This window comes from Mycobacterium sp. NGS69 (assembly GCF_059812165.1).
Genome location: NZ_JCALCD010000013.1, coordinates 1 through 18,434, shown reverse-complemented (window position 1 = coordinate 18,434; position 18,434 = coordinate 1). Strand labels below are relative to the sequence as shown.

Below are 18,434 nucleotides of genomic sequence, written 5' to 3'. Positions count from 1 at the left end.
ATCATCTGCTGTTGCTTCTCGTCGTTAACCAAGACGAAAAAGCAGCCCCCGCCGTCTTCGAAGGGATTGATGCTCAACCGCGTCTCCAGACCATCTACTCGACATGGGTATAACAAGTTCTAGACCATACTTGCTGGGTGAGACGCCTGTCACGCGAATAGGTAACTGAGACAGCCGTCACGCAGCTTGCCGATCGGTTCGCCGATCAGCCGGTCAGCCGGCCACTCGCGCGCGGGCGAAATTTTCGACCAGGTCGCCGGCGGCCACGGTGCCTTTGGACGCGTCGCTCATTTGCGACGCGACTTCACGCGCCCGGGCGGCGTATTCCGGGGTGAGGATGGTGCGGAGATCCTTCAGGAGCGTTTCCGTGGTGGCCGTCGACAGCCGCCGGGCGGTGCCCACCTTCAGTCGTTTGATTTGGTTTCCCCAGAAGAACTGGTCGGGCAACTTCCAGAGAATCAACGCGGGCACGCCCGAGCGCAGGGCGGCGTTCGTCGTGCCCGAACCTCCGCGGTGCACGATCGCACGAACGGTGGGAAAGATCCGCGCGTAGTTCATCGTGTCCACCACCTTGACGTGGTCGAAATGCGGGCCGTTGCTGTAGTCGCTGCCCGCGGATACCACCAGCCCCCGCACCCCTAGCTCCGCGGTGGCCGCGCCGATCATGGTCATGATCGCGGTCGGGTCGTCCACCGGGATGCTGCCGAAGCCGAAGGAAATCGGCGGTTCGCCTTCGGCGATCCAGGCCGCGATCTCGTCGTCGGCGTCGGTCTGCCACTCCAGCGTCAGCGTGCCGACATTGGGGCGCTCCTTGGTGTATTCCGCCCATTGGGCCGGCAACCAGGGAAACAGCGCTGCGTCGTAGGCCTGCAGCTCCAGCGAACCGCGTTCGACGATCCGCTGGGGCGCGGGCTTGGTGGCCTTCGGCAGGCCGAGCTCACGACGCTGCGCGCCTTCGACCTTCTTGCTCAGCAGCCAATAACCCCATTCGTACGCCCGCACCTGTCGGGCGGCGGTGGCCCGGATCGGGTTGTAATGCAGCGTGGCCAACGGGATGTTGTAGTGCTCCGCCACGCTGCTCGCCTGCTCCTCCCAGCTCTGGCCGGTCAACAGCAGGTCGGCGCCCTCCGCCGCGGCGACGAGCGTCCTGCTCATGTCGGCCCAGCACGTGGTGAAGACGTCCCATCTGTCGCGCCAGAAGCTGATCAGGCCCCGGATTTTCCAGGGTTGCCGGAAAAACAAACTCATGAAGCTGCGCAACGGTTTCATGCTCTCCGACCAGTCGACCCCATAGGCGACCGCCGAAAGCCCGAGCTTTTCGACGAAGGCGATCTGGTCGGGCGGGACGGCCATGCACACTTCGTGCCCGCGGCGCGCCAGCTCGCGGCCAACGACCGCGACGGGCTCGATATCGCCACGGCTTCCCCAGCACGCCAGCACAAACTTCATGGAGCTCCTCGCTCTTCTACTTGGGTCTAACAAGTGCTAAACCATACTTCCTGGCCCTGGCCCCTGCCTTACAAATCGCCTTGGCCGATCAGCGAGCCCGTTTGAGGCGGGCGAAATTCTCCAGCAGGTCGGCGGCGGCCGCGGCGCTTTTGGCCGGTTCGGTCATTTGGCCGGCCAGTTCGCGGGCCCGGGCGGCGTACTGCGGGGAGAGGACGGTGCGCAAATCCGCGATCAACGATCTCTCGCTGGCCGTCGAAAAGCGCCGGGCGGTGCCGACTTTGAGCCGTTTGACCGCGGCTCCGTAAACCGCGTGCACGAGGTCCCAATAGAGGATCACCTGCGGGATCCCCGCGCGCATGGCCACGGGCGTGGTGCCCGAGCCGCCGTGGTGGACGACGGCGCGGCAGGCGGGAAACACGGTCGCGTAATTCATCGCGCCCACCACCTTGACGTGGTCGAAGTGCGGGACGTCGCTGTAATCGGTCCCGCCGGCGACCACCAATGCCCGCTCGCCCAACCGCGCGCTGGCCGCGGCGATCATGGCGATCGTGTCCGCCGGAGATTCGACCGGGATGCTGCCGAACCCGAAAACGATCGGCGGTGTCCCCGCGGCGATCCAGGACGCGACGTCTCGATCGGCATCCGTCGGCAATTCCAGCGTCAGCGTGCCCACAAACGGACGTTGACGATCCCATTGCGCCCATTCCGCCGCCAGCCCGGGAAAACACGCCTCGTCGTAGGCCTGGATTTCCAGCGATCCGCGTTCGGTGATCCGTCGCGGTGCGGAACCGGTTGCCTTCGGCAGGCCGAGTTCACGGCGCTGGGCGTCTTCCACCTTCTTCATCCCGCGCCACGACACCCACCAGAATGCCGCCACCGCCGGACGCCGCAGCCGCGCCGGCAGGAACCGGAGGGTCTGGCGGTTGGGCCGCAGCGGGAAGTAGTGCAACGTGGCCAGGGGAATGCCGTAGTACTCCGCGACATTGGCGGCGGCGTCCTCGAAGTTGATGCCGGTGAAAATCAGGTCGGCCCCGTCGGCCAGGGACCGCAGGGTCGTGCTCATGTCCTGCCAACCCTGGAGTAAAGGCCCGCCGATCGCGAGCCGCGCCGTCGTCAGATCCCTGATCCGCCAGGGGTGGCTGAAGAAACAGGTCCAGAATTCGCGGTGCGCGTCGAGGATGGACTTCGACTCCGGTCCGAAGCCGACAGCCGCGACCCCGGCCGCCTCCGCGAAGCCGACCAGGTCGGGCGGGACGGCCATGCACACGTCGTGCCCTCGCAGCGTCAGCTCGCGCCCGACGGCGAGGTTGGGCTCGACATCACCGCGACTTCCCCAGCTTGCCAACACAAACTTCATCGCGGCCTGGTCCTCGTCACGCTGGGCGGTTCGGGTCCAGCTTGCCGAGACCGGTGATTTCGAGGCTGACCGACTTCCGTTGTCCGGCAGCGCCAAGCATGAAGAAGATGTCGCCAACCGGTGCGCCCAGCCAGAACCGCCAAAACCGCTTGCGGAAGAACTTCCAGACGTAGCTGCCGTCGCCCACCAACCAATAGCCCAGAATCCAGGGCAGGTAGTAGGTCGCCCGCTTCCACCGCGAAACGACCATCTCGAGATTCATCTCCATGATCTCGAGGCCCCAGGCCCGGTATCGCCATTCCAGCTCGTACTTGCTGACGAACTCGAAGAACGCCAGCATTTCGGCGTTGGTGACGAGGTATTCGTCGAAGACCAAAATGGATCCCTCGACGAAGCGGTCCTTGCACGTTTCCAGCGCATGCAGGCAACTCTCGTAGGTGTCCAGATCCATGTGGAACAACGCGATCGGGGCGCCCGGGCGATCGGCCAGGAAGGGGGCCAACGTGTCGTACGTGCTGCCCTTGACGAACTGCACCTTGCGGCCGAGCGCGTCGGGGACCCCGTCGTGCAGGATCACACCGGTGTCCTGCATGGAACGTTGCGCGAGCGGTTCCGACAGCGAGAAGGTGCCCTGCTTGATGAGGGCCTGGTCGTCGATCTGCCAGTCTTCGACGAGGCCCTCGAAGGTGTCGAAGCCGTACACCTGGCGGCCCGAAGCATCCGACATCAGCCTCGTCGACCAGCCGAGCCAGACGCCCAGGTCGAGCAGCAGTTCGTCGGAGCCCTGGCCGCCGGGTCTCGGCAGTCGCGACGCCTCCCATAACAGCGTGTGGCCCCGAATCTTGCACCGCCGCATGTCCTCGAGCGTGCGGGCGATGAACGCGCGGTACGCGTCGTCGTACACCCTGATGTCCCGGGCATACAGGTTCGGTATGTAGCGGTCGCGATCCCGGAAAACGAGGCGCGCGATCAGCAGCAACAGCACAAGCGCGCCGACCACGACGAGAAGTACCGGCTGGAAATAGCACGCCGCGGCCAGCACGAGGGCGATGCCGACGAGGACCGCTTTCCACACCTTGTGCAGGTTCGTCCGGTCGACTTGCGGGCTTTCCACCGTCGGGCTGTCGACTACGCTCACCGGTTCACCTCCAGGGTCTCGGCCCGACTCGGCGCTACCGGGTCGGCTTGGCGTCTGAGCCAGGTCATGGGCGAGCTCCGCCTTCCGTCAGCCCTCGGACAGCCCACGGAGCCAGAGCTCCCGAGCCGAAGACGATGAACAATGATTCGCAAACATACCCAATGGGTTCAACACGTGTGTGATACTTCCCCCGACCGGGGGGACACGCCCTCATTCTTCTTCTTATCAAGGTTGCTTCCTTGCTCCACGCCGACAGCGTCAGCCGTATCGACGGCCGGGGGGGTCAGCGCTCAGCAGGGTCGGGCTTTCGCGCCGACATCGAAGGCCTGCGCGCCGTCGCGGTAGTGGCCGTCGTCCTCTTTCACGCCGGCCTGCCCGGCGTGGGCGGGGGATTCGTCGGCGTGGACGTGTTCTTCGTCATCTCGGGCTTCCTGATCACCGGGCTGCTGTGGCGCGAGGTGAGCTCCGCCGGCACCGTGAAGTTGAGCCGCTTCTACGGAGCCCGTGCCCGCCGGCTGCTGCCGGCGTCGGCCGTAGTCGGCGTGGTCACCGCGATCGGCTCGGCCGCCCTGCTGCCCCCGCTGCAGGCCCACGACGTGCTCGTGGACGGTGTCTACAGCGCGCTGTATGTCAGCAACAACCACTTCGCTCACGAGGGCCTGAGCTACTTCTCCCCGGCACAGCCGCCCTCGCCGTTTCAGCACTACTGGTCGCTGGGCGTAGAGGAGCAGTTCTACCTGGTGTGGCCGGCGTTGATCATCGGCACGACGTGGCTCGTCCGGTTGGTGCGTCGGCGCACCAAGGCCGGCCTCCCGTCCAAGCAGACCCCGTATCTGGTGGTCCTCGCCCTGGTCGCGGCGCTGTCGTTCGCGCTGTCGCTGGCCGCCACTTTCGTCGCGCCCTCCGTGGCGTTCTTTTCCCTGCCCACCCGGGCGTGGCAGCTGGCGGCGGGCGGCCTGGTGGCGCTGGCGGCCGGCCAGTTGAGCCGACTCCCGGCACGCGCCGCCACGATGCTGGGATGGGCGGGCCTGGCGGTGATCCTGCTGGCCTGCGGCCTGCTTGGCCCGGGCACGCTGTATCCGGGCACGGCCGCGCTCTTGCCGGTGCTGGGTGCGGTGCTGGTGATCGGCGCCGGCTGCGCCACACCCGCCCGGGGATGCGGCCGCGTGCTGGCGGCGGCGCCAATGCGCGCGATCGGCCGGATCTCCTACTCCTTGTACTTGTGGCACTGGCCGGTGCTGCTGCTCGCACCGGCATTGCTGGGCCATCCCCTGGGTCTGGCCGGCAGGCTGGTGACGGTCCTCGTCTCCGGCGCGCTGGCCGTGCTCACGTTGCGTTTCATCGAAGACCCCTTCCGATTCGCCGCCCCGATACGCCGGTCCGCCCTGGCCAGTCTCGCGCTGGGCGGTGTCGCCACCGCGGCCGCCGTCTGCGTCGGCGTGGTGCTGATCGGCATGTTGCCCGACCCGGTCGGCGGGGGCGCGCCCGCTGCGCGGCTGACCATCACGGCGTCGACTCCCCCGCCGGGCTCCAGCATCGACGCCTACGACGCGGCGGTGCACGACACGTTCGCCCAGGTGCAGGCCGCGGTCGCGGCGGCCGCCAATCTGAGGGCCGTACCGTCGAACCTCGAGCCGCCGCTGGCTCACGCGGCCGCCGAATACCGGGCGGAGTTCTTCAACGGCTGCCAGCGCAACCTCTTGGCGGTCGGACAGCCCGGGTGCGTGCTGGGCGACCCGGCGTCGACGACGACGGTGGCGCTGCTGGGTGACTCGCACGCCACGATGTGGGCCCCGGCGTTCCAGCAGGTCGCCGAGCAGCAGCACTGGCGGCTGGAGACGCTGACCAAGGGGGCGTGTCCGCCGATGAGCTTGCCCGTCAACGGCTTCGTCGGCCGCCTGGTCGACTACGTTCAGCGCTGCGAGCAGTGGCGCACCGCGATGCTGGCGCGGTTGCGCGCCGAGCACCCCAAGCTCGTCGTGGTGAGCATGTCGCGCGGGTACGGCGGCCTGGACTACCTGCCCAAGCCCTACAACCGGGCATGGTCCGACGGCCTGACCCGTCTCGTGCAGCAGCTGCGCGGTACCGGTGCGCAGGTGCTGGTCCTCGGGCCGGTTCCGAATCCATACGAATCGGTGCCGATCTGCCTGTCCGACCATCTCGACGATGCGATGGCCTGCTCGTCGCCGCGGTCGAAGGCGTTGAACCGGGCCGGGATCGCGGACGAGGCCGCAGCCACCAAGGCCGGCGGCGGACACTACGAAAACCTCACCCCGCTGTTCTGCACCGCCGACCGCTGCCCGGTCGTCGTGGGCAACAGCATGGTGTATTTCGACGATCACCTGACGAGCGAATACGCGCGGGCGCTCGCACCCGCAATGGGGGCGCTCGCCGAACGCGCGCTCGCCAGCGCATCGGGGGGACCGGCCGACCGCACGGCCGCCGGCGGCTGACCCTTACCGCCGATACGGGCGATCGAGCTACGGGTTCCCGTTATGATCACCCGGACCGCGCCCACGGCGACGCGTGCCGGTCACCAAATTCTCTGTACAGAGGAACCGGAGGCGTCGGCAGTTGTCTACATCGGTGCTCATCACTGGCGGGGCGGGATTCATCGGGTCCGCACTTGCTCGCCGCCTCGTGGAAGCCGGCTACGACGTCGCCGTCATGGACGTCTTTCACCCGCAGGTCCATGCCGAGGGTGCCGCGATCAACCTGCCGCCATCGGTGCGGTTGTTCACCGGCGACGTCACCCACGCCCCGGACTGCGACGCGGTGCTTCGGTTGTTCCGTCCCTCCCAGATCGTCCATTTGGCGGCCGAGACGGGAACGGCGCAGTCGCTTTCCGAGGCGACGCGCCATGGTTCGGTGAACGTGGTGGGAACGACTCAACTTCTCGATGCCCTGGGCCGCTCGGGACACGTGCCCGACCAGCTCGTCCTGGCGTCGTCGAGGGCCGTCTACGGAGAGGGGGCTTGGCAATGCGGCGCGCAGGTCTTCTACCCGCAGCCTCGCAGCCACGCTCAGCTCCTGGCCGGCATCTGGGACCCGCGGGGGCCGACGGACGATCCCGCGATACCGCTGCCGAGCTGTGCCGGCCGAACGGAGCCGCGACCCACGAACATCTACGCCGCGACCAAGCTCGCTCAGGAGCACATCCTGGCCGCCTGGACCGCGGCTCATGACACCAACGTGAGCATGCTGCGGCTGCAGAACGTCTTCGGGCCGGGCCAGTCGCTGACCAACTCCTACACCGGAATAGTCGCGCTTTTCGCCCGATTGGCGCGCGAGCAGCAGGCGTTGGAGGTCTACGAAGACGGACGCATCGTGCGCGATTTCATCTATATAGACGATGTCGTGCAGGCCCTGTTCGCCGCGATCGAAAAACCTGCGACCGTGGCTCGCTGCGTCGACATCGGCTCCGGAATCCCGACCACCATCCACGAGCTGGCGCAGAAGATCGCTGCCATCTGCGCGGCCCCCGAACCGGTCGTCGTGGCGAAATTCCGCGACGGCGACGTGCGCGCGGCGAGATGCGACATCGAGCCGGCCGGCGTCGAGCTCGGCTGGAGTCCCAAGTGGGCGCTCGAGGACGGGCTGCGTGTTCTGCTCGACTGGATCGGCGAGCAGGCCTAACCACCCACTTCAAACCGCCGCCGTCGCCGATCGGCCACCACGGGTGGTGCGGGTCGAATGGTGCGTGCTGGAATCGGTCGAGCCTGTTGAACGGGTGTGTGATAATTCCTCGATTCGAGAACGTGTCTTCTTTCAGGTAGGTGACCTTGCGCCAGTCCGACAGCGTTCGCCCTACCGAAGAAGCGCAGGGTCGGCGCTCGGCACAGTCGCGGTTCCGCCCGGACATCGAGGGCTTGCGCGCGGTCGCGGTGCTTGCGGTCGTCCTGTTTCACGCCGACGTGCCCGGGGTGGACGGCGGGTTCATCGGGGTGGACGTTTTCTTCGTCATCTCGGGCTTCCTGATCACCGGACTGCTGTGGCGAGAGGTGAGCGGCACCGGCACCGTCGGGCTGGGCAAGTTCTACGGCGCCCGGGCCCGCCGGCTGCTGCCGGCATCGGCCACCGTCGGCGTCGTCACCCTGATCGGCTCGGCCGTGCTGCTCCCCCCGTTACAGGCCCGGGGCGTCATCTTCGACGGCATCGCCAGCGCGCTGTATGTCAGCAACTACTGGTTCATCCAGCAGGGGGTCGACTACTTCGGCGGCATGACGCCGACTTCGCCGTTCCAGCACTACTGGTCACTCGGGGTGGAGGAACAGTTCTACCTGGTCTGGCCGGCCCTGATCATCGGGACGGCGTGGCTCGTCCGGCGTGCACGCCGGCGCGCCAAGACCGACACCGACTCCTCGCCGCCATCGTCTCAGCGCCCGTATCTAGTGGTCCTCGCGTTCGTCGCGGCCGCGTCCTTCGCGCTGTCGTTTGTGATCACCGAGGCGGCACCTGCGATCGCGTTCTTTTCGCTGCCCACCCGGGCCTGGCAGTTGGCCGCCGGCGGGCTGATAGCCCTCACGGCCGACCGGTGGCGCCGCCTGCCGGCACGAGCTGCCGCGCTGGCCGGATGGGCCGGACTGGCACTCATCGTGGTCGGCTGCAATCAGTTCAACTCGGCCACGCTGTATCCGGGTACCGCCGCGCTGTTGCCCACACTCGGCGCGATGCTGGTGATCGGCGCCGGCTGTGCCACACCGTCGCAGGGATGCGGCCGCGTGTTGGGATCCTCGCCGATGCGCGCGATCGGCCGGATCTCCTACTCGTGGTATCTGTGGCACTGGCCGGTGCTGCTGCTCACGCCGGCATTACTTGGCCACCCGTTGGGGCTGGCCGCCAGGTTGACAGCGGCCATCGCGTCCGGCGCGCTGGCCGTACTCACGCTGCGATTCATCGAAAACCCGCTGCGGTTCGCCGATCCCGTGCGCCGCTCGGCGCGGGCCAGCCTCCTACTCGGCGGTGTATCCACCGCGGTGGCGGTCTGTGTGGGCGTGGCGCTGCTGGTGTGGGTGCCCACCCCGGTCGGGCGCGGCGCGCCGGCCGCGCCGCTGTCCATCACCGCGGCGCCTCCCCCGGCGGGCGCCGCCATGGCCGCCTACGACGCGGCGGTACAGCAGGCGTTCGCGCAAGTGCACGCCGCGGTGGCGGCGTCGGCCGACCTCAGATCCGTGCCGTCGAACCTCGATCCCCCGCTGGCCGACGCCGCGGCCGAACACCAGGTCTTTTTCCGCGACGGCTGCATGCGCAACTTTTCCCAGGACGGACAGCCGGAGTGCGCGACGGGCGACACCTCGTCAGCGACGACGGTGGCGCTGGTCGGCGACTCCACCGCCGTGATGTGGAACCCGGCGTTGCAGCAGATCGCCACCCAACGGCACTGGCGGCTGGAGATGATGGCCAAGGCCGGTTGCCCACTGCTGGACCTGCACATCATCAGCCCGAACCTGCACCGCGAATACGCCGAGTGCACGCGGTGGCGCGGTCAGATCCTCGCCCGCTTGGGCGCCGAGCACCCGCGGCTGATCGTGCTCAGCGTGATGCGCCAATACGGCGCCCGCTACGGTTTGCCGTCGGGCTTCACGTCCTACGACTCGGCGTGGACCAACAGCTTCTTCCGCCTGATCCAGGAGCTGCGCGGCACCGGTGCGCAGGTGCTGGCGCTCGGGCCCGCCCCGGACCCGCAGTCGTACGTGCCGATCTGCCTGTCGGGCCACCTCGATGACGCGAGCGCCTGCTCGCCGTCCAGATCGGCCGCAGTGAACGAAGCCGGGATCACGGCCGAATCCGCGGCCACCACCTCCGCCGGCGGACAATATGCCGACATCACCGATCTGTTCTGCACCACCAACCGCTGCCCGGTCATCATCGGCAACACACTGGTGTACCTCGACCGGGGTCATCTCACGTTCGAATACTCCCGGCTGTTGGCGCCGGCAGTCGCGGCGCTGGCCGACCGCACGCTCGCGCACGCCTGAATGCCGCGGTCGCCCCTCAGCCGACCCGCTTGCGGCGCGCGAAGTTCTCCACCAGATCGGCGGTCACCGCAACGCTCTCGGCGGGCTTGGTCATCCGGGCGGCGAGTTCGCGGGCATGGGTGAGGCATTGCGGATCGAGGATGGTGCGCAGGTCCGCGACCAACGATTTCTCGGTGGTGGCCGAAAAGCGCCGCCCGGTACCGACTTTCAGTCGTTTGACCCGAGCTCCCCAGAGCCCCTGATCGGGCAACGTCCAGAGGATCAACGTCGGCAGCCCGGCGCGCAGGCCCGCGTTCGTGGTGCCGCAGCCACCGTGGTGCACGAACGCGCGGCAGGCGGGCAAGGCCGCCGCGTAGTTCATCACGCCCACGACCTTGACGTGCTCGGAGTGCGGGACGTTGCTGTAATCCGACCCGGCCGCGCACACCAGGGCCCGCTCGCCCAGCTGCGCGCACGCCGAGCCGATCATCGCGAGCGTGTCGGCAGCGGATTCGACGCCCACGCTGCCGAATCCGAAGCAGATCGGCGGTTTTCCCGCGGCGATCCACGACGCGACTTCCTCGTCGGCATCGGTCGGCAGCTCCATCGTCAGCGCGCCGACGAACGGCCGTCGGCCGCCGAATTCCGCCCATTCGGCCGCCAGCCCGGGGTAACACACCTCGTCGTAGGCCTGGATTTCCAGCGAGCCGCGTTCGGCGATCCGGCGCGGCCACGGGCGCGTCGCCGCCGGCAAACCGAGGTCACGGCGCTGCGCATCCTCGAGCGTCTTGCCCCCGCGCCAGGCCAGCCAGTCCAGCGTCCGGGTCGCGGAGCGGGCCAGCGGCGACGGCAGGAACGGCAGGAGCCGGCCGTTGGCCCGCAGCGGGAAGATGTGCAGGGTGGCAAACGGGATGCCGCGATACTCCGCGGCGTTGAGCGCGTCATCCTCGAAATTCATGCCGGTCAGCAGCAGGTCGGCGCCGTCGGCCAGCGACGTCAGCGTCGCGCTGACCTCGGGCCGGCACTGGGAAAGGGGCGCCGAATATTCGCCCGACAACCGGCCCAGCTCCCGGACCTTCCAGGGGGTGGTGAACAGGCCCGCCCAGAAATCGCGGTGCGGGTCCAGGATGGCCTTCAGCTCCGGTCCGTAGGCGACCGCCGTGGGCCCGGCCGCCTCGGTGAAGCTGACCATCTCGGGCGCGACGGCCATGTGGACGTCGTGCCCGCGGCGCACCAGCTCGCGGCCGACAGTGACGTAGGGCTCGACCTCGCCGCGAGTTCCCCAGTTTGCCAGCACGAATTTCATCGGCGAGATCCTAGCCTTTCACTTCCCTTGCGCGGGTGGGGAATGGACGCGGTCGCTCGCGTCCCCGGCCCAGCCGCCCAGCAGCATAACCGGGCACTGGCTGATTCGGCCGAGGGGCATTGAACGTGTGTGTGATAATGCCTCGATTCGATGAACGCCTCCTCAGACAGGTGGGTGACCGTGGTCCAGGCCGAAAGCGTTAGCCCCGCCGGGGTGGCGCAGGATCGGGGCTCGGCACACAAGGAATTCCGCCCGGACATCGAGGGCCTGCGCGCGCTGACGCTGGTGGCCATCCTGCTCTTCCACGCCGACGTGCCCGGCGCGAGCGGTGGGTTCGTCGGCCCGGACATCTTCTTCATCATTTCCGGTTTCGTCATCACCGGGCAGCTTTGGCGCGAGGTGAACAACACCGGCACGCTCGGGCTGCGCAAGTTCTATGCCGCACGGGTCCGCCGCCTGCTGCCGGTCGCGGCCCTGATCGGCAGCGTGACCGTGATCGCCTCGGCGGTCCTGTTGTCGCCCTTGCAGGCCAAGAGCGTGGTGGAGGACGGCATCGCGTGCGCGTTGTACGTCGGCAACTACTGGTTCATTCACGAAAACGTCGACTACTTCGGCGGCCATCAGCCGCCGTCGCCGTTCCAGCACTACTGGACCCTGGGCGTGGAGGAGCAGTTCTACCTGGTGTGGCCGGTGCTGATCATCGGCACCTGGTGGCTGATCCGGCACACCCGCCGCCGACGCACCGGCGCTACTACTAATACGTCGCCGAACTCACCGAAGCGCGCCTTCCTGGCGGTGTTCGCTTTGGTCGCGATCCTGTCTTTCGCTCTGTCGCTGCTGACCACCTATCTGGTGCCCCCGGCGGCCTACTTCTCGTTGCCCACGCGGGCCTGGGACCTGGCCGTGGGCGGCATGCTGGCCCTCACCGCCAACCAGTGGCGCCGGCTGCCGGCACGGGCGGCCGCGATCACCGGATGGGCGGGGCTGGCCCTGATCGTGGTGGTCTGCAACCGGCTCACCCCCGCGACGCCGTATCCGGGCACCGCCGCGATATGGCCGCTGCTCGGCACGGTCCTGGTGATCGGCGCCGGCTGCGCCACACCCACGCTGGGAGCGGGCCGCATCCTGGCGTTCAAGCCGATGCGGGAGATGGGCCGGCTGTCCTACTCGTGGTATCTGTGGCACTGGCCCGTGCTGGTGCTCGCGGTGCCGCTGCTGGGTCATCAGCTGGGGCTGGCCGGCCGGTTGGTTGCCGTCCTGCTGTCCGGCGGCTTGGGGATGCTCACGCTGCGGTTCGTCGAGACCCCGCTGCGCTACGCCGCCCCGCTGCGCAAGTCCCCGCTGGCCAGTTTCGCGGTGGGCGCCACCGCCACCGCGGTGGCCGTGGGCGTGGGCGTTGCGATGCTGGCGTGGATTCCGGTCCCGGTCGGCCGCGGCGCGCCCGGCATTCCGTTGACCATCACCTCCGCACCCGTCCCCGCGGGCGACGGCATGGACTATGACGCGGCGGTGCAGCAGGCGTTCGCGCAGGCGCAGGCCGCGGTCGCGGCGTCGGCCGAGCTGAGGGCCGTGCCGTCGAACCTGCAGCCGCCGGTCGCCGAGGCGACGGCCGGACAGAACGCGATGTGGTCCAGCGGCTGCTTCCGCGGGGCCAACCAAAGCGGGCAGCCCGAGTGCGCGGCGGGCGATACCGCGTCGAGCACGACGGTGGCCCTGGTCGGCGACTCGCACGCCGCGATGTGGGATCCGGCCTTTCAGCCGATCGCCGAACAACGGCACTGGCGGCTGGAGATGATGGCCAAGGCCGGCTGCCCGTTGATCGACGTGCCCATCGCCAAGCATCTCGACGGCCTGATCGAACGCTTCATGCACTGCGACGAGTGGCGGGCGCTGATCCTGGCCAGGTTACGCGCCGAGCATCCGCGGCTGGTCGTGGTTAGCATGTCGCGGGAACACAGTGAGGGCAGTTGGCAGGCGGGCTACACGCCGTACGACCCGGCGTGGATCGACAGCCTGACCCGCCTGGTGCAGCAGCTGCGCGGCACCGGTGCCAAGGTGTTGGTGCTGGGCCCGGTCCCGGACCCCGGCACACCGGTGCCGGAATGCCTGTCCGGCCACCTCGATGACGCCACGGCCTGCTCCCCGCCCCGGTCTGCCGCGGTGAACGACGCCGGGATCGCGGCCGAGACCGCCGCCACCAAAGCCGGCGGCGGCCAATACGCCGACCTCACCGAGCTGTTCTGCACCACGAGCCGCTGCCCCGTCATCGTCGGCAACGCCATGGTTTACCTCGACTGGAACCACATCACGGCCGATTACTCCCGGGAGCTGGCGCCGGCGATGGGGGCGCTCGCCGACCGCGCGCTCGCCCACGGGTGAGCCGTCTGCCGGCTAGTCCCCCGCGGGTCCTTCGAGGTACCAGGGGTTGGCCCGCGCCCAATCGATGGTGCGGCGGATGCCCTCCTCGACGTCGACCTTGAGGCGCCAGCCGAGCTCCCGCTGCGCCTTGGTGGAGTCCGGGATACGACGGGGGATGTCCTCGTAGCGACCGCCGTAGCGCGCCGCCGTGTCGACGACTTCAGCGTCGGAGACTCCGTCGACGTTGGCGATCTTGATCGCCAGTTCGACGGCGTCACGCATGGTGGTCTCGGTCATGCTCCCGATGTTGAAGGCCTCGCCGATCGCCTTGTCGCTGTCGGCCGCGAGCAGGGTGCCGGCGATCGCGTCGTCGACGTAGGTGAAGCACCGCGTCTGGTCACCCGAGTCGTAGAGCAGCGGTTGGCGGCCGTTGAGGATGCGGTGAACGGACTGCGAGATCACGAATATCGGGTTCTGCCGCGGGCCGTACACGTTGAAGTAGCGAACGACCGTCACCGGCAGCCCGAGGGCGGTGTGCATCGCGAAGACGAGATGCTCGGCCATGGCCTTGCTGGTGCTGTAGCTCCACCGCGCCGTCCTGGTGGAACCGAGGACGCGGTCGTCGTCCTCGGCCCACGGCGGGTTGGGGTTCTTGCCGAACACCTCGGACGTGCTGGCGAACACCACGCGGGTGCCGTGCCGCTGGCTCAGCTCCAGGACGTTGCGCGTGCCGGTCACGTTGACGTCGAGAACGCGCAGCGGATCCTTCATGTAGTTCTTGACGCCGACGACCGCGGCCAGGTGGAAGATCTTGTCGACACCGGGCGTCAGGGCTTGCTCGAGCGCGCTCAGATCGGTGACGTCGCCTTGCACGAACCGGAAGTTGGGGTGCCGGTCGAAGTCGATGCTGGTGTCGCGGGTGTTCTTTGCCTGGTCGAACACCGTGACCGTGTCGCCGCGGTCCAGCAGCGTGGACACCAGGTGCGATCCGATCAGACCGTAGCCGCCCGTTACGACGACATGAGACATAGTCGCTCTTTCATTCTGGGTACAGGGTTTACTTCGCCTGCAGTATGCCTATCGGCCGATCCCCTTGTAGACGAATCCGGCGGCGCGCACGGCCGCCGGGTCGAAGCTGTTGCGCCCGTCGAGGAACACGCAGCCGGGAGCCGTCAGGTCCGCGAGCCGAGCCAGCGGGATCTGGTGGAATTCCCGGTGGCCCGCGAGAACCACCAGGGCGTCGGCATCCTTGACCGCCGACTCGATGTCCGGGGTCAATGGAATCTTGGTCACCGTGGGAGCTTCCTCGTCGGGCACCCAGGGGTCATGGATCGACAGCTCGCAGGCGGACGCCTCGAGTAGCTCGACGACGTACTTGGTGGGCGTGAGCCGGCAGTCGCCGGTGTTGTTCTTGAACGCGATGCCCAGGACCGCGATCTTGCTGGTCTCGATCGTCTTGTCCTGCTCGGCGAGCAGTTGCGTGAGCAGCCCGTAGGTGTAGGCGGGCATGGTGTCGTTGACGGTCCTCGACGTCCGCGGGATGCCCAGCTCCAACCCGAGCGACTCGCCGAGATGGTTGACGAACCACGGATCCTTCGTCAGGCAGTAGCCGCCGACGCCCATACTCGGCCGCAGGATGTTCACGTTGTGGGTGCCCTTGGGCATCGAATTGGCCGCCTCGATGACCTGCAGCCCGTCCATGTTCAGCCGGTCGCACACCTTGGCCAGTTCGTTGGCCATCGCGATGTTGAGATCGATCCAGAGGTTGTCCGCGAGCTTGACCATCTCAGCCGTGCGTGGATCGTCGACGACGATGGATTCCACTCCCAGGGCATGTCGCCACAGCGTCGAGCAGGCGCGTGCGGTGACCTCATCGACCGCACCGACCACCACGGGGATCGACGTCAGCTCGTGGATGGCCTGGCCTTCGGCGAGCCGTTCCGGGCAGAACGCCAACCCGAAGTCGACCCCCGCCCGCAGCCCCGAGGCCTCTTCGAGGATCGGCAGCACCAGGTTCTCGGTGGTGTTGGGCGGCACGGTGCTCTTGAGGATGACGAGGTGGCCGCGGTGCAGGTGCTGCCCCACCGCCCGCGCCGCCTCCTTGATGTCATCGACGATGGGCTCGTAGTCCGGACCAAGCGGCGTCCCGACGGTCACGATGACGAAGTCATTGTGGGCCAGCGCGCCGAAATCGGTGGTGGCGCGAAGCCGCCCGACACGCACGTTGGTGGCCACCATCTCGCCGAGCCCCGGCTCCGGCACGCTGGTCTTGCCCGAGTTGATCTCGTCGACGACGTTCTGCCGCACGTCGATCCCGGTCACCGGCCAGCCGCGATCGGCGAGCACGGCACCGATCACCGTGCCGATGTAACCGAAGCCCACCACCGCGATCCCCGACCGCATGCCGCGGACGAGTAGATCGGTCTCAGCATCGCTGCGCCCGAACACGCCTTCAGCCATCGCGGAACCCAACCCTTCGGTCCCCCGTGCGCGTTGTCGAATGGAAGGGGCCTCCCGCCCCTAGCCAACCGTCCGGCAGTCTAATCCAACACCGGTACAATAGACCACAAGTTTGGGTATGCACCCAGACTTAGGCTTCGAGTACCACCTGGGTGGACGACCGCGATCGACCCGAAAGATCCCCGTGTATGGCTGATAAGGTCGCCCGCATGGGCCTGTTCGTACGCGAATCCGGTCCGGTCGGGGCACCCACAATCGTCTTCCTGCACGGCGCTTATACCAGCGGCTGGTACTGGGAGCCGGTGGTCGAACGCATGCCTCAATACCGCTGCCTGGTCCCCGATCTGCCCCACTACGGCAAGAGCTTCGAGCAGGGGCCGTTCGAGATGGGCCGGGCGGCCGCGGCGGTCGCGGAACTGATCCGCTCCCGGGTGGACACCGGCCGGGCGCACGTGGTGGGCCTGTCGCTCGGGGCTCAAGTGGGGGTGCAGTTGCTGGCGACCGAGCCAAAACTCGTCGATCGCGCGGTGCTGTGCGGGACGATCATCAACAGGGTGCCGTTCGTGGGGTTGACGCGGCGCGTGATGTCACTGCCCGCCCGGAACCCGGCATACCGCTGGATGGTGCGCCGCTACCGGAACGCTTGGCAGGCAAGGGTTCCCGCGGCCCACATCGATGAGTATCGCGAGGACGTGCGTCTCATCACCAGCGGGCAGCTCGCCGACGTTACGATGGCGTCCTCGGGGTTCACGCTTCCCGAGGAACTCGGCCAATCGGATTCGCCCACCATGTTCGTGACCGGCGCCAAGGAGTTGCCGCTTGTCCGCCGGTGGGCCGCCGCGCTCGCTCGGCAAATGCCCAACGGGGTGGACAGGGTCGCACTCGGGATGCCCCATGACTGGGCCACGCGCTATCCGGACCTGTTCGCGCGCACCCTCGACGCATGGTTCACCGATGGCGCCCTGCCGCCCGAAATCGCAGTGCCGAAGGTGCGTCGTCGCTGAGCGGCTCAGCCCGGCTGGCGGAGCGGAAGGCCGGCGGCGCGATAGATCCCGTCGATGACGGTCATGTTCTCGATCGCGCCTTCGGCCGTCGTCTTCACCGGCTCCCCGCGCAGCACCGCCCCGGCGAAAGCGTCGAGCTGATACGCGTAGGTGGTGCGCCGCGGGAAGCGCTCCACGCGCTTGCCGTCGGCCGTGCGGATCGAGAGCCGGGGCAGCAGGTGCGGGGCCGCCGGGCTGAAGTAGCTCAGCTGGCCGCGATCGCCGATGATCTTGGCGTTCGCCCAAAACAGATTCGACGACCACAGCGCGCAGTGCAGCCGGCCCGTGTGCCCCTCGGCGAACCGCATCTCCGCCGTCATCACCCGGTCCACCTGGGGACCGTCCAGTTTCGCTTTGGCCGCGACGACTTCGGGAGTCGAACCGCCGAACGTGCGGAGCATGTCGACCGTATAGACGCCGGCGTCCATCACCGCGCCCCCGGCCAGGCCGTAGTCGTACACGTTGGCGTTGGAGCGCTTCGGCAGCAGCACGCAGACGGCGACCTCCACCCGCTCCAGCTTGCCCAACTCCCCCGAACCGATGATCTGCTCCACGCGCAAGGTCAGCGGGTGAAAGCGGTATTGCAGCGCCTCCATCACGACCCGGTCGGACTTGGCGGCCAGTTCGGCGATCTCGCGGGCCTCGGCGGCATTGGCGGTGAACGGCTTTTCGCACAGCACGTGCTTGCCCGCGTCGAGCGTGGCCCGGGTCCACCTGCCGTGCACGCTGGTCGGCAGCAGGTTGTAGACCGCGTCCAGGTCCGGGTCGGCGACCAACTCCTCGTAGCTGTCGTGCGCCCGGGCGATGCCGTGTTTGGCGGCAAAGTCCCGGGCGCGGGACGCATCCCGCGAGGCCACCGCGGCGACGACGACCTCGGTGTTCTCCTTGGCCGGGGTGAGAAACGTCGTCGGCGCCCAGCGTGAAGCACCCAAGATTCCGATCCGTACCGGGCCGCCGCCTGCAGACATGGGGGCGATGCTAACAGTCGATCCGGCTGGCCACCGCAACAATTTTGAACAGATCGGACCGCGGCAAAGCGATGCTAGGATCGCGATTCGCCCGGACCGGGCAAAGCGTTGGACACCATCCGCTGAGGAGCTCGATTGGCTGACGGCGACCTGAGTGCGCGCGAGGCCGAACGCGTTGTGTGGGACGTGATCGTCGTCGGCACGGGCATGGGCGGCGGGATGCTGGGCCACTCACTGGCCCGCGCGGGCCGGCGGGTGCTGTTCGTCGAAAAGGGCCGCTCGACCCTGCCCGGGACACCGGGAACGATTCGCGCGGCCATGCCCGAACTCGCCGAACCGGGTGCGGTGCGTTCCGCCGAGGCCTACTACGACGCGTTGGCCCGGGCCGGACGGACCAC

Annotated in this window: 13 protein-coding genes; 6 read left to right on the top strand and 7 right to left on the bottom strand. The window is 68.1% G+C overall.

The window, feature by feature from the left end; all coding sequences use genetic code 11:
• Positions 1–213: 213 nt before the first annotated feature.
• The 3 genes from AC5Y2S_RS26925 to AC5Y2S_RS26915 all read right to left on the bottom strand — a co-directional run bounded on the left by AC5Y2S_RS26925 (position 214) and on the right by AC5Y2S_RS26915 (position 3,944).
• The gene (locus AC5Y2S_RS26925; RefSeq protein WP_499901978.1) at positions 214–1,449 is read right to left on the bottom strand and encodes a glycosyltransferase; all 1,236 of its coding nucleotides are present in this window, start codon (positions 1,447–1,449) and stop codon (positions 214–216) included.
• A gap of 88 nt (positions 1,450–1,537) precedes the next feature.
• On the bottom strand, positions 1,538–2,806 hold the full coding sequence (locus AC5Y2S_RS26920) for a glycosyltransferase (protein WP_499959543.1): 1,269 nt from the start codon (positions 2,804–2,806) through the stop codon (positions 1,538–1,540).
• 16 nt (positions 2,807–2,822) lie between these two features.
• On the bottom strand, positions 2,823–3,944 hold the full coding sequence (locus AC5Y2S_RS26915) for a class I SAM-dependent methyltransferase (RefSeq protein ID WP_499959541.1): 1,122 nt from the start codon (positions 3,942–3,944) through the stop codon (positions 2,823–2,825).
• Between the two features lie 239 nt (positions 3,945–4,183).
• On the opposite strand from AC5Y2S_RS26915, the gene AC5Y2S_RS26910 reads away from it, so the two are divergent.
• The 3 genes from AC5Y2S_RS26910 (at position 4,184) to AC5Y2S_RS26900 (ending at position 9,922) form a co-directional block, all read left to right on the top strand.
• On the top strand, positions 4,184–6,397 hold the full coding sequence (locus AC5Y2S_RS26910) for an acyltransferase family protein (protein WP_499959540.1): 2,214 nt from the start codon (positions 4,184–4,186) through the stop codon (positions 6,395–6,397).
• Positions 6,398–6,530: 133 nt separating this feature from the next.
• Positions 6,531–7,580 carry an NAD-dependent epimerase/dehydratase family protein gene (locus AC5Y2S_RS26905; RefSeq protein ID WP_499959539.1) on the top strand — a complete coding sequence of 350 codons (1,050 nt, stop codon included), beginning with the start codon at positions 6,531–6,533 and terminating at the stop codon, positions 7,578–7,580.
• 140 nt (positions 7,581–7,720) lie between these two features.
• On the top strand, positions 7,721–9,922 hold the full coding sequence (locus tag AC5Y2S_RS26900) for an acyltransferase family protein (protein WP_499959537.1): 2,202 nt from the start codon (positions 7,721–7,723) through the stop codon (positions 9,920–9,922).
• 16 nt (positions 9,923–9,938) lie between these two features.
• Here AC5Y2S_RS26900 and AC5Y2S_RS26895 read toward each other — a convergent pair whose 3' ends face one another.
• Positions 9,939–11,207, bottom strand: coding sequence for a glycosyltransferase (locus AC5Y2S_RS26895; RefSeq protein ID WP_499959536.1), 1,269 nt, complete (start codon positions 11,205–11,207; stop codon positions 9,939–9,941).
• Positions 11,208–11,357: 150 nt separating this feature from the next.
• Here AC5Y2S_RS26895 and AC5Y2S_RS26890 point away from each other — a divergent pair, with 150 nt between their 5' ends.
• On the top strand, positions 11,358–13,586 hold the full coding sequence (locus AC5Y2S_RS26890) for an acyltransferase family protein (protein ID WP_499959535.1): 2,229 nt from the start codon (positions 11,358–11,360) through the stop codon (positions 13,584–13,586).
• 12 nt (positions 13,587–13,598) lie between these two features.
• Here the strand turns inward: AC5Y2S_RS26890 and AC5Y2S_RS26885 are convergent, their stop codons facing one another.
• Both AC5Y2S_RS26885 and AC5Y2S_RS26880 read right to left on the bottom strand, forming a co-directional pair.
• A complete protein-coding gene (locus AC5Y2S_RS26885; protein ID WP_499959533.1) occupies positions 13,599–14,594 on the bottom strand; it encodes an NAD-dependent epimerase/dehydratase family protein in 996 nt (331 codons plus the stop codon).
• 48 nt (positions 14,595–14,642) lie between these two features.
• Entirely contained in the window at positions 14,643–16,025 is a 1,383-nt protein-coding gene (locus AC5Y2S_RS26880; protein WP_499959532.1) for a nucleotide sugar dehydrogenase, read from the bottom strand.
• A gap of 188 nt (positions 16,026–16,213) precedes the next feature.
• Between AC5Y2S_RS26880 and AC5Y2S_RS26875 the strand changes: the two genes are divergently transcribed.
• Complete coding sequence (locus AC5Y2S_RS26875; RefSeq protein ID WP_499959530.1) at positions 16,214–17,029, top strand: alpha/beta fold hydrolase; 816 nt, start codon at positions 16,214–16,216, stop codon at positions 17,027–17,029.
• 5 nt (positions 17,030–17,034) lie between these two features.
• On the opposite strand, the gene AC5Y2S_RS26870 is transcribed toward AC5Y2S_RS26875, so the two are convergent.
• The gene (locus AC5Y2S_RS26870; protein ID WP_499959529.1) at positions 17,035–18,036 is read right to left on the bottom strand and encodes a Gfo/Idh/MocA family protein; all 1,002 of its coding nucleotides are present in this window, start codon (positions 18,034–18,036) and stop codon (positions 17,035–17,037) included.
• 135 nt (positions 18,037–18,171) lie between these two features.
• Here AC5Y2S_RS26870 and AC5Y2S_RS26865 point away from each other — a divergent pair.
• The coding region (locus AC5Y2S_RS26865) for an FAD-binding protein (RefSeq protein ID WP_499959527.1) at positions 18,172–18,434 on the top strand (263 nt) is incomplete at its 3' end.

What these genes read in the sequence shown, in the direction of transcription:
- AC5Y2S_RS26875 (WP_499959530.1), top strand. Translation starts at nt 16,214, where the DNA reads ATGGCTGATAAGGTCGCCCGCATGGGCCTGTTCGTACGCGAATCCGGT.
- AC5Y2S_RS26890 (WP_499959535.1), top strand. Translation starts at nt 11,358, where the DNA reads ATGAACGCCTCCTCAGACAGGTGGGTGACCGTGGTCCAGGCCGAAAGC.
- AC5Y2S_RS26920 (WP_499959543.1), bottom strand. Translation starts at nt 2,806, where the DNA reads ATGAAGTTTGTGTTGGCAAGCTGGGGAAGTCGCGGTGATGTCGAGCCC.
- AC5Y2S_RS26895 (WP_499959536.1), bottom strand. Translation starts at nt 11,207, where the DNA reads ATGAAATTCGTGCTGGCAAACTGGGGAACTCGCGGCGAGGTCGAGCCC.
- AC5Y2S_RS26880 (WP_499959532.1), bottom strand. Translation starts at nt 16,025, where the DNA reads ATGGCTGAAGGCGTGTTCGGGCGCAGCGATGCTGAGACCGATCTACTC.
- AC5Y2S_RS26870 (WP_499959529.1), bottom strand. Translation starts at nt 18,036, where the DNA reads ATGTCTGCAGGCGGCGGCCCGGTACGGATCGGAATCTTGGGTGCTTCA.
- AC5Y2S_RS26885 (WP_499959533.1), bottom strand. Translation starts at nt 14,594, where the DNA reads ATGTCTCATGTCGTCGTAACGGGCGGCTACGGTCTGATCGGATCGCAC.
- AC5Y2S_RS26925 (WP_499901978.1), bottom strand. Translation starts at nt 1,449, where the DNA reads ATGAAGTTTGTGCTGGCGTGCTGGGGAAGCCGTGGCGATATCGAGCCC.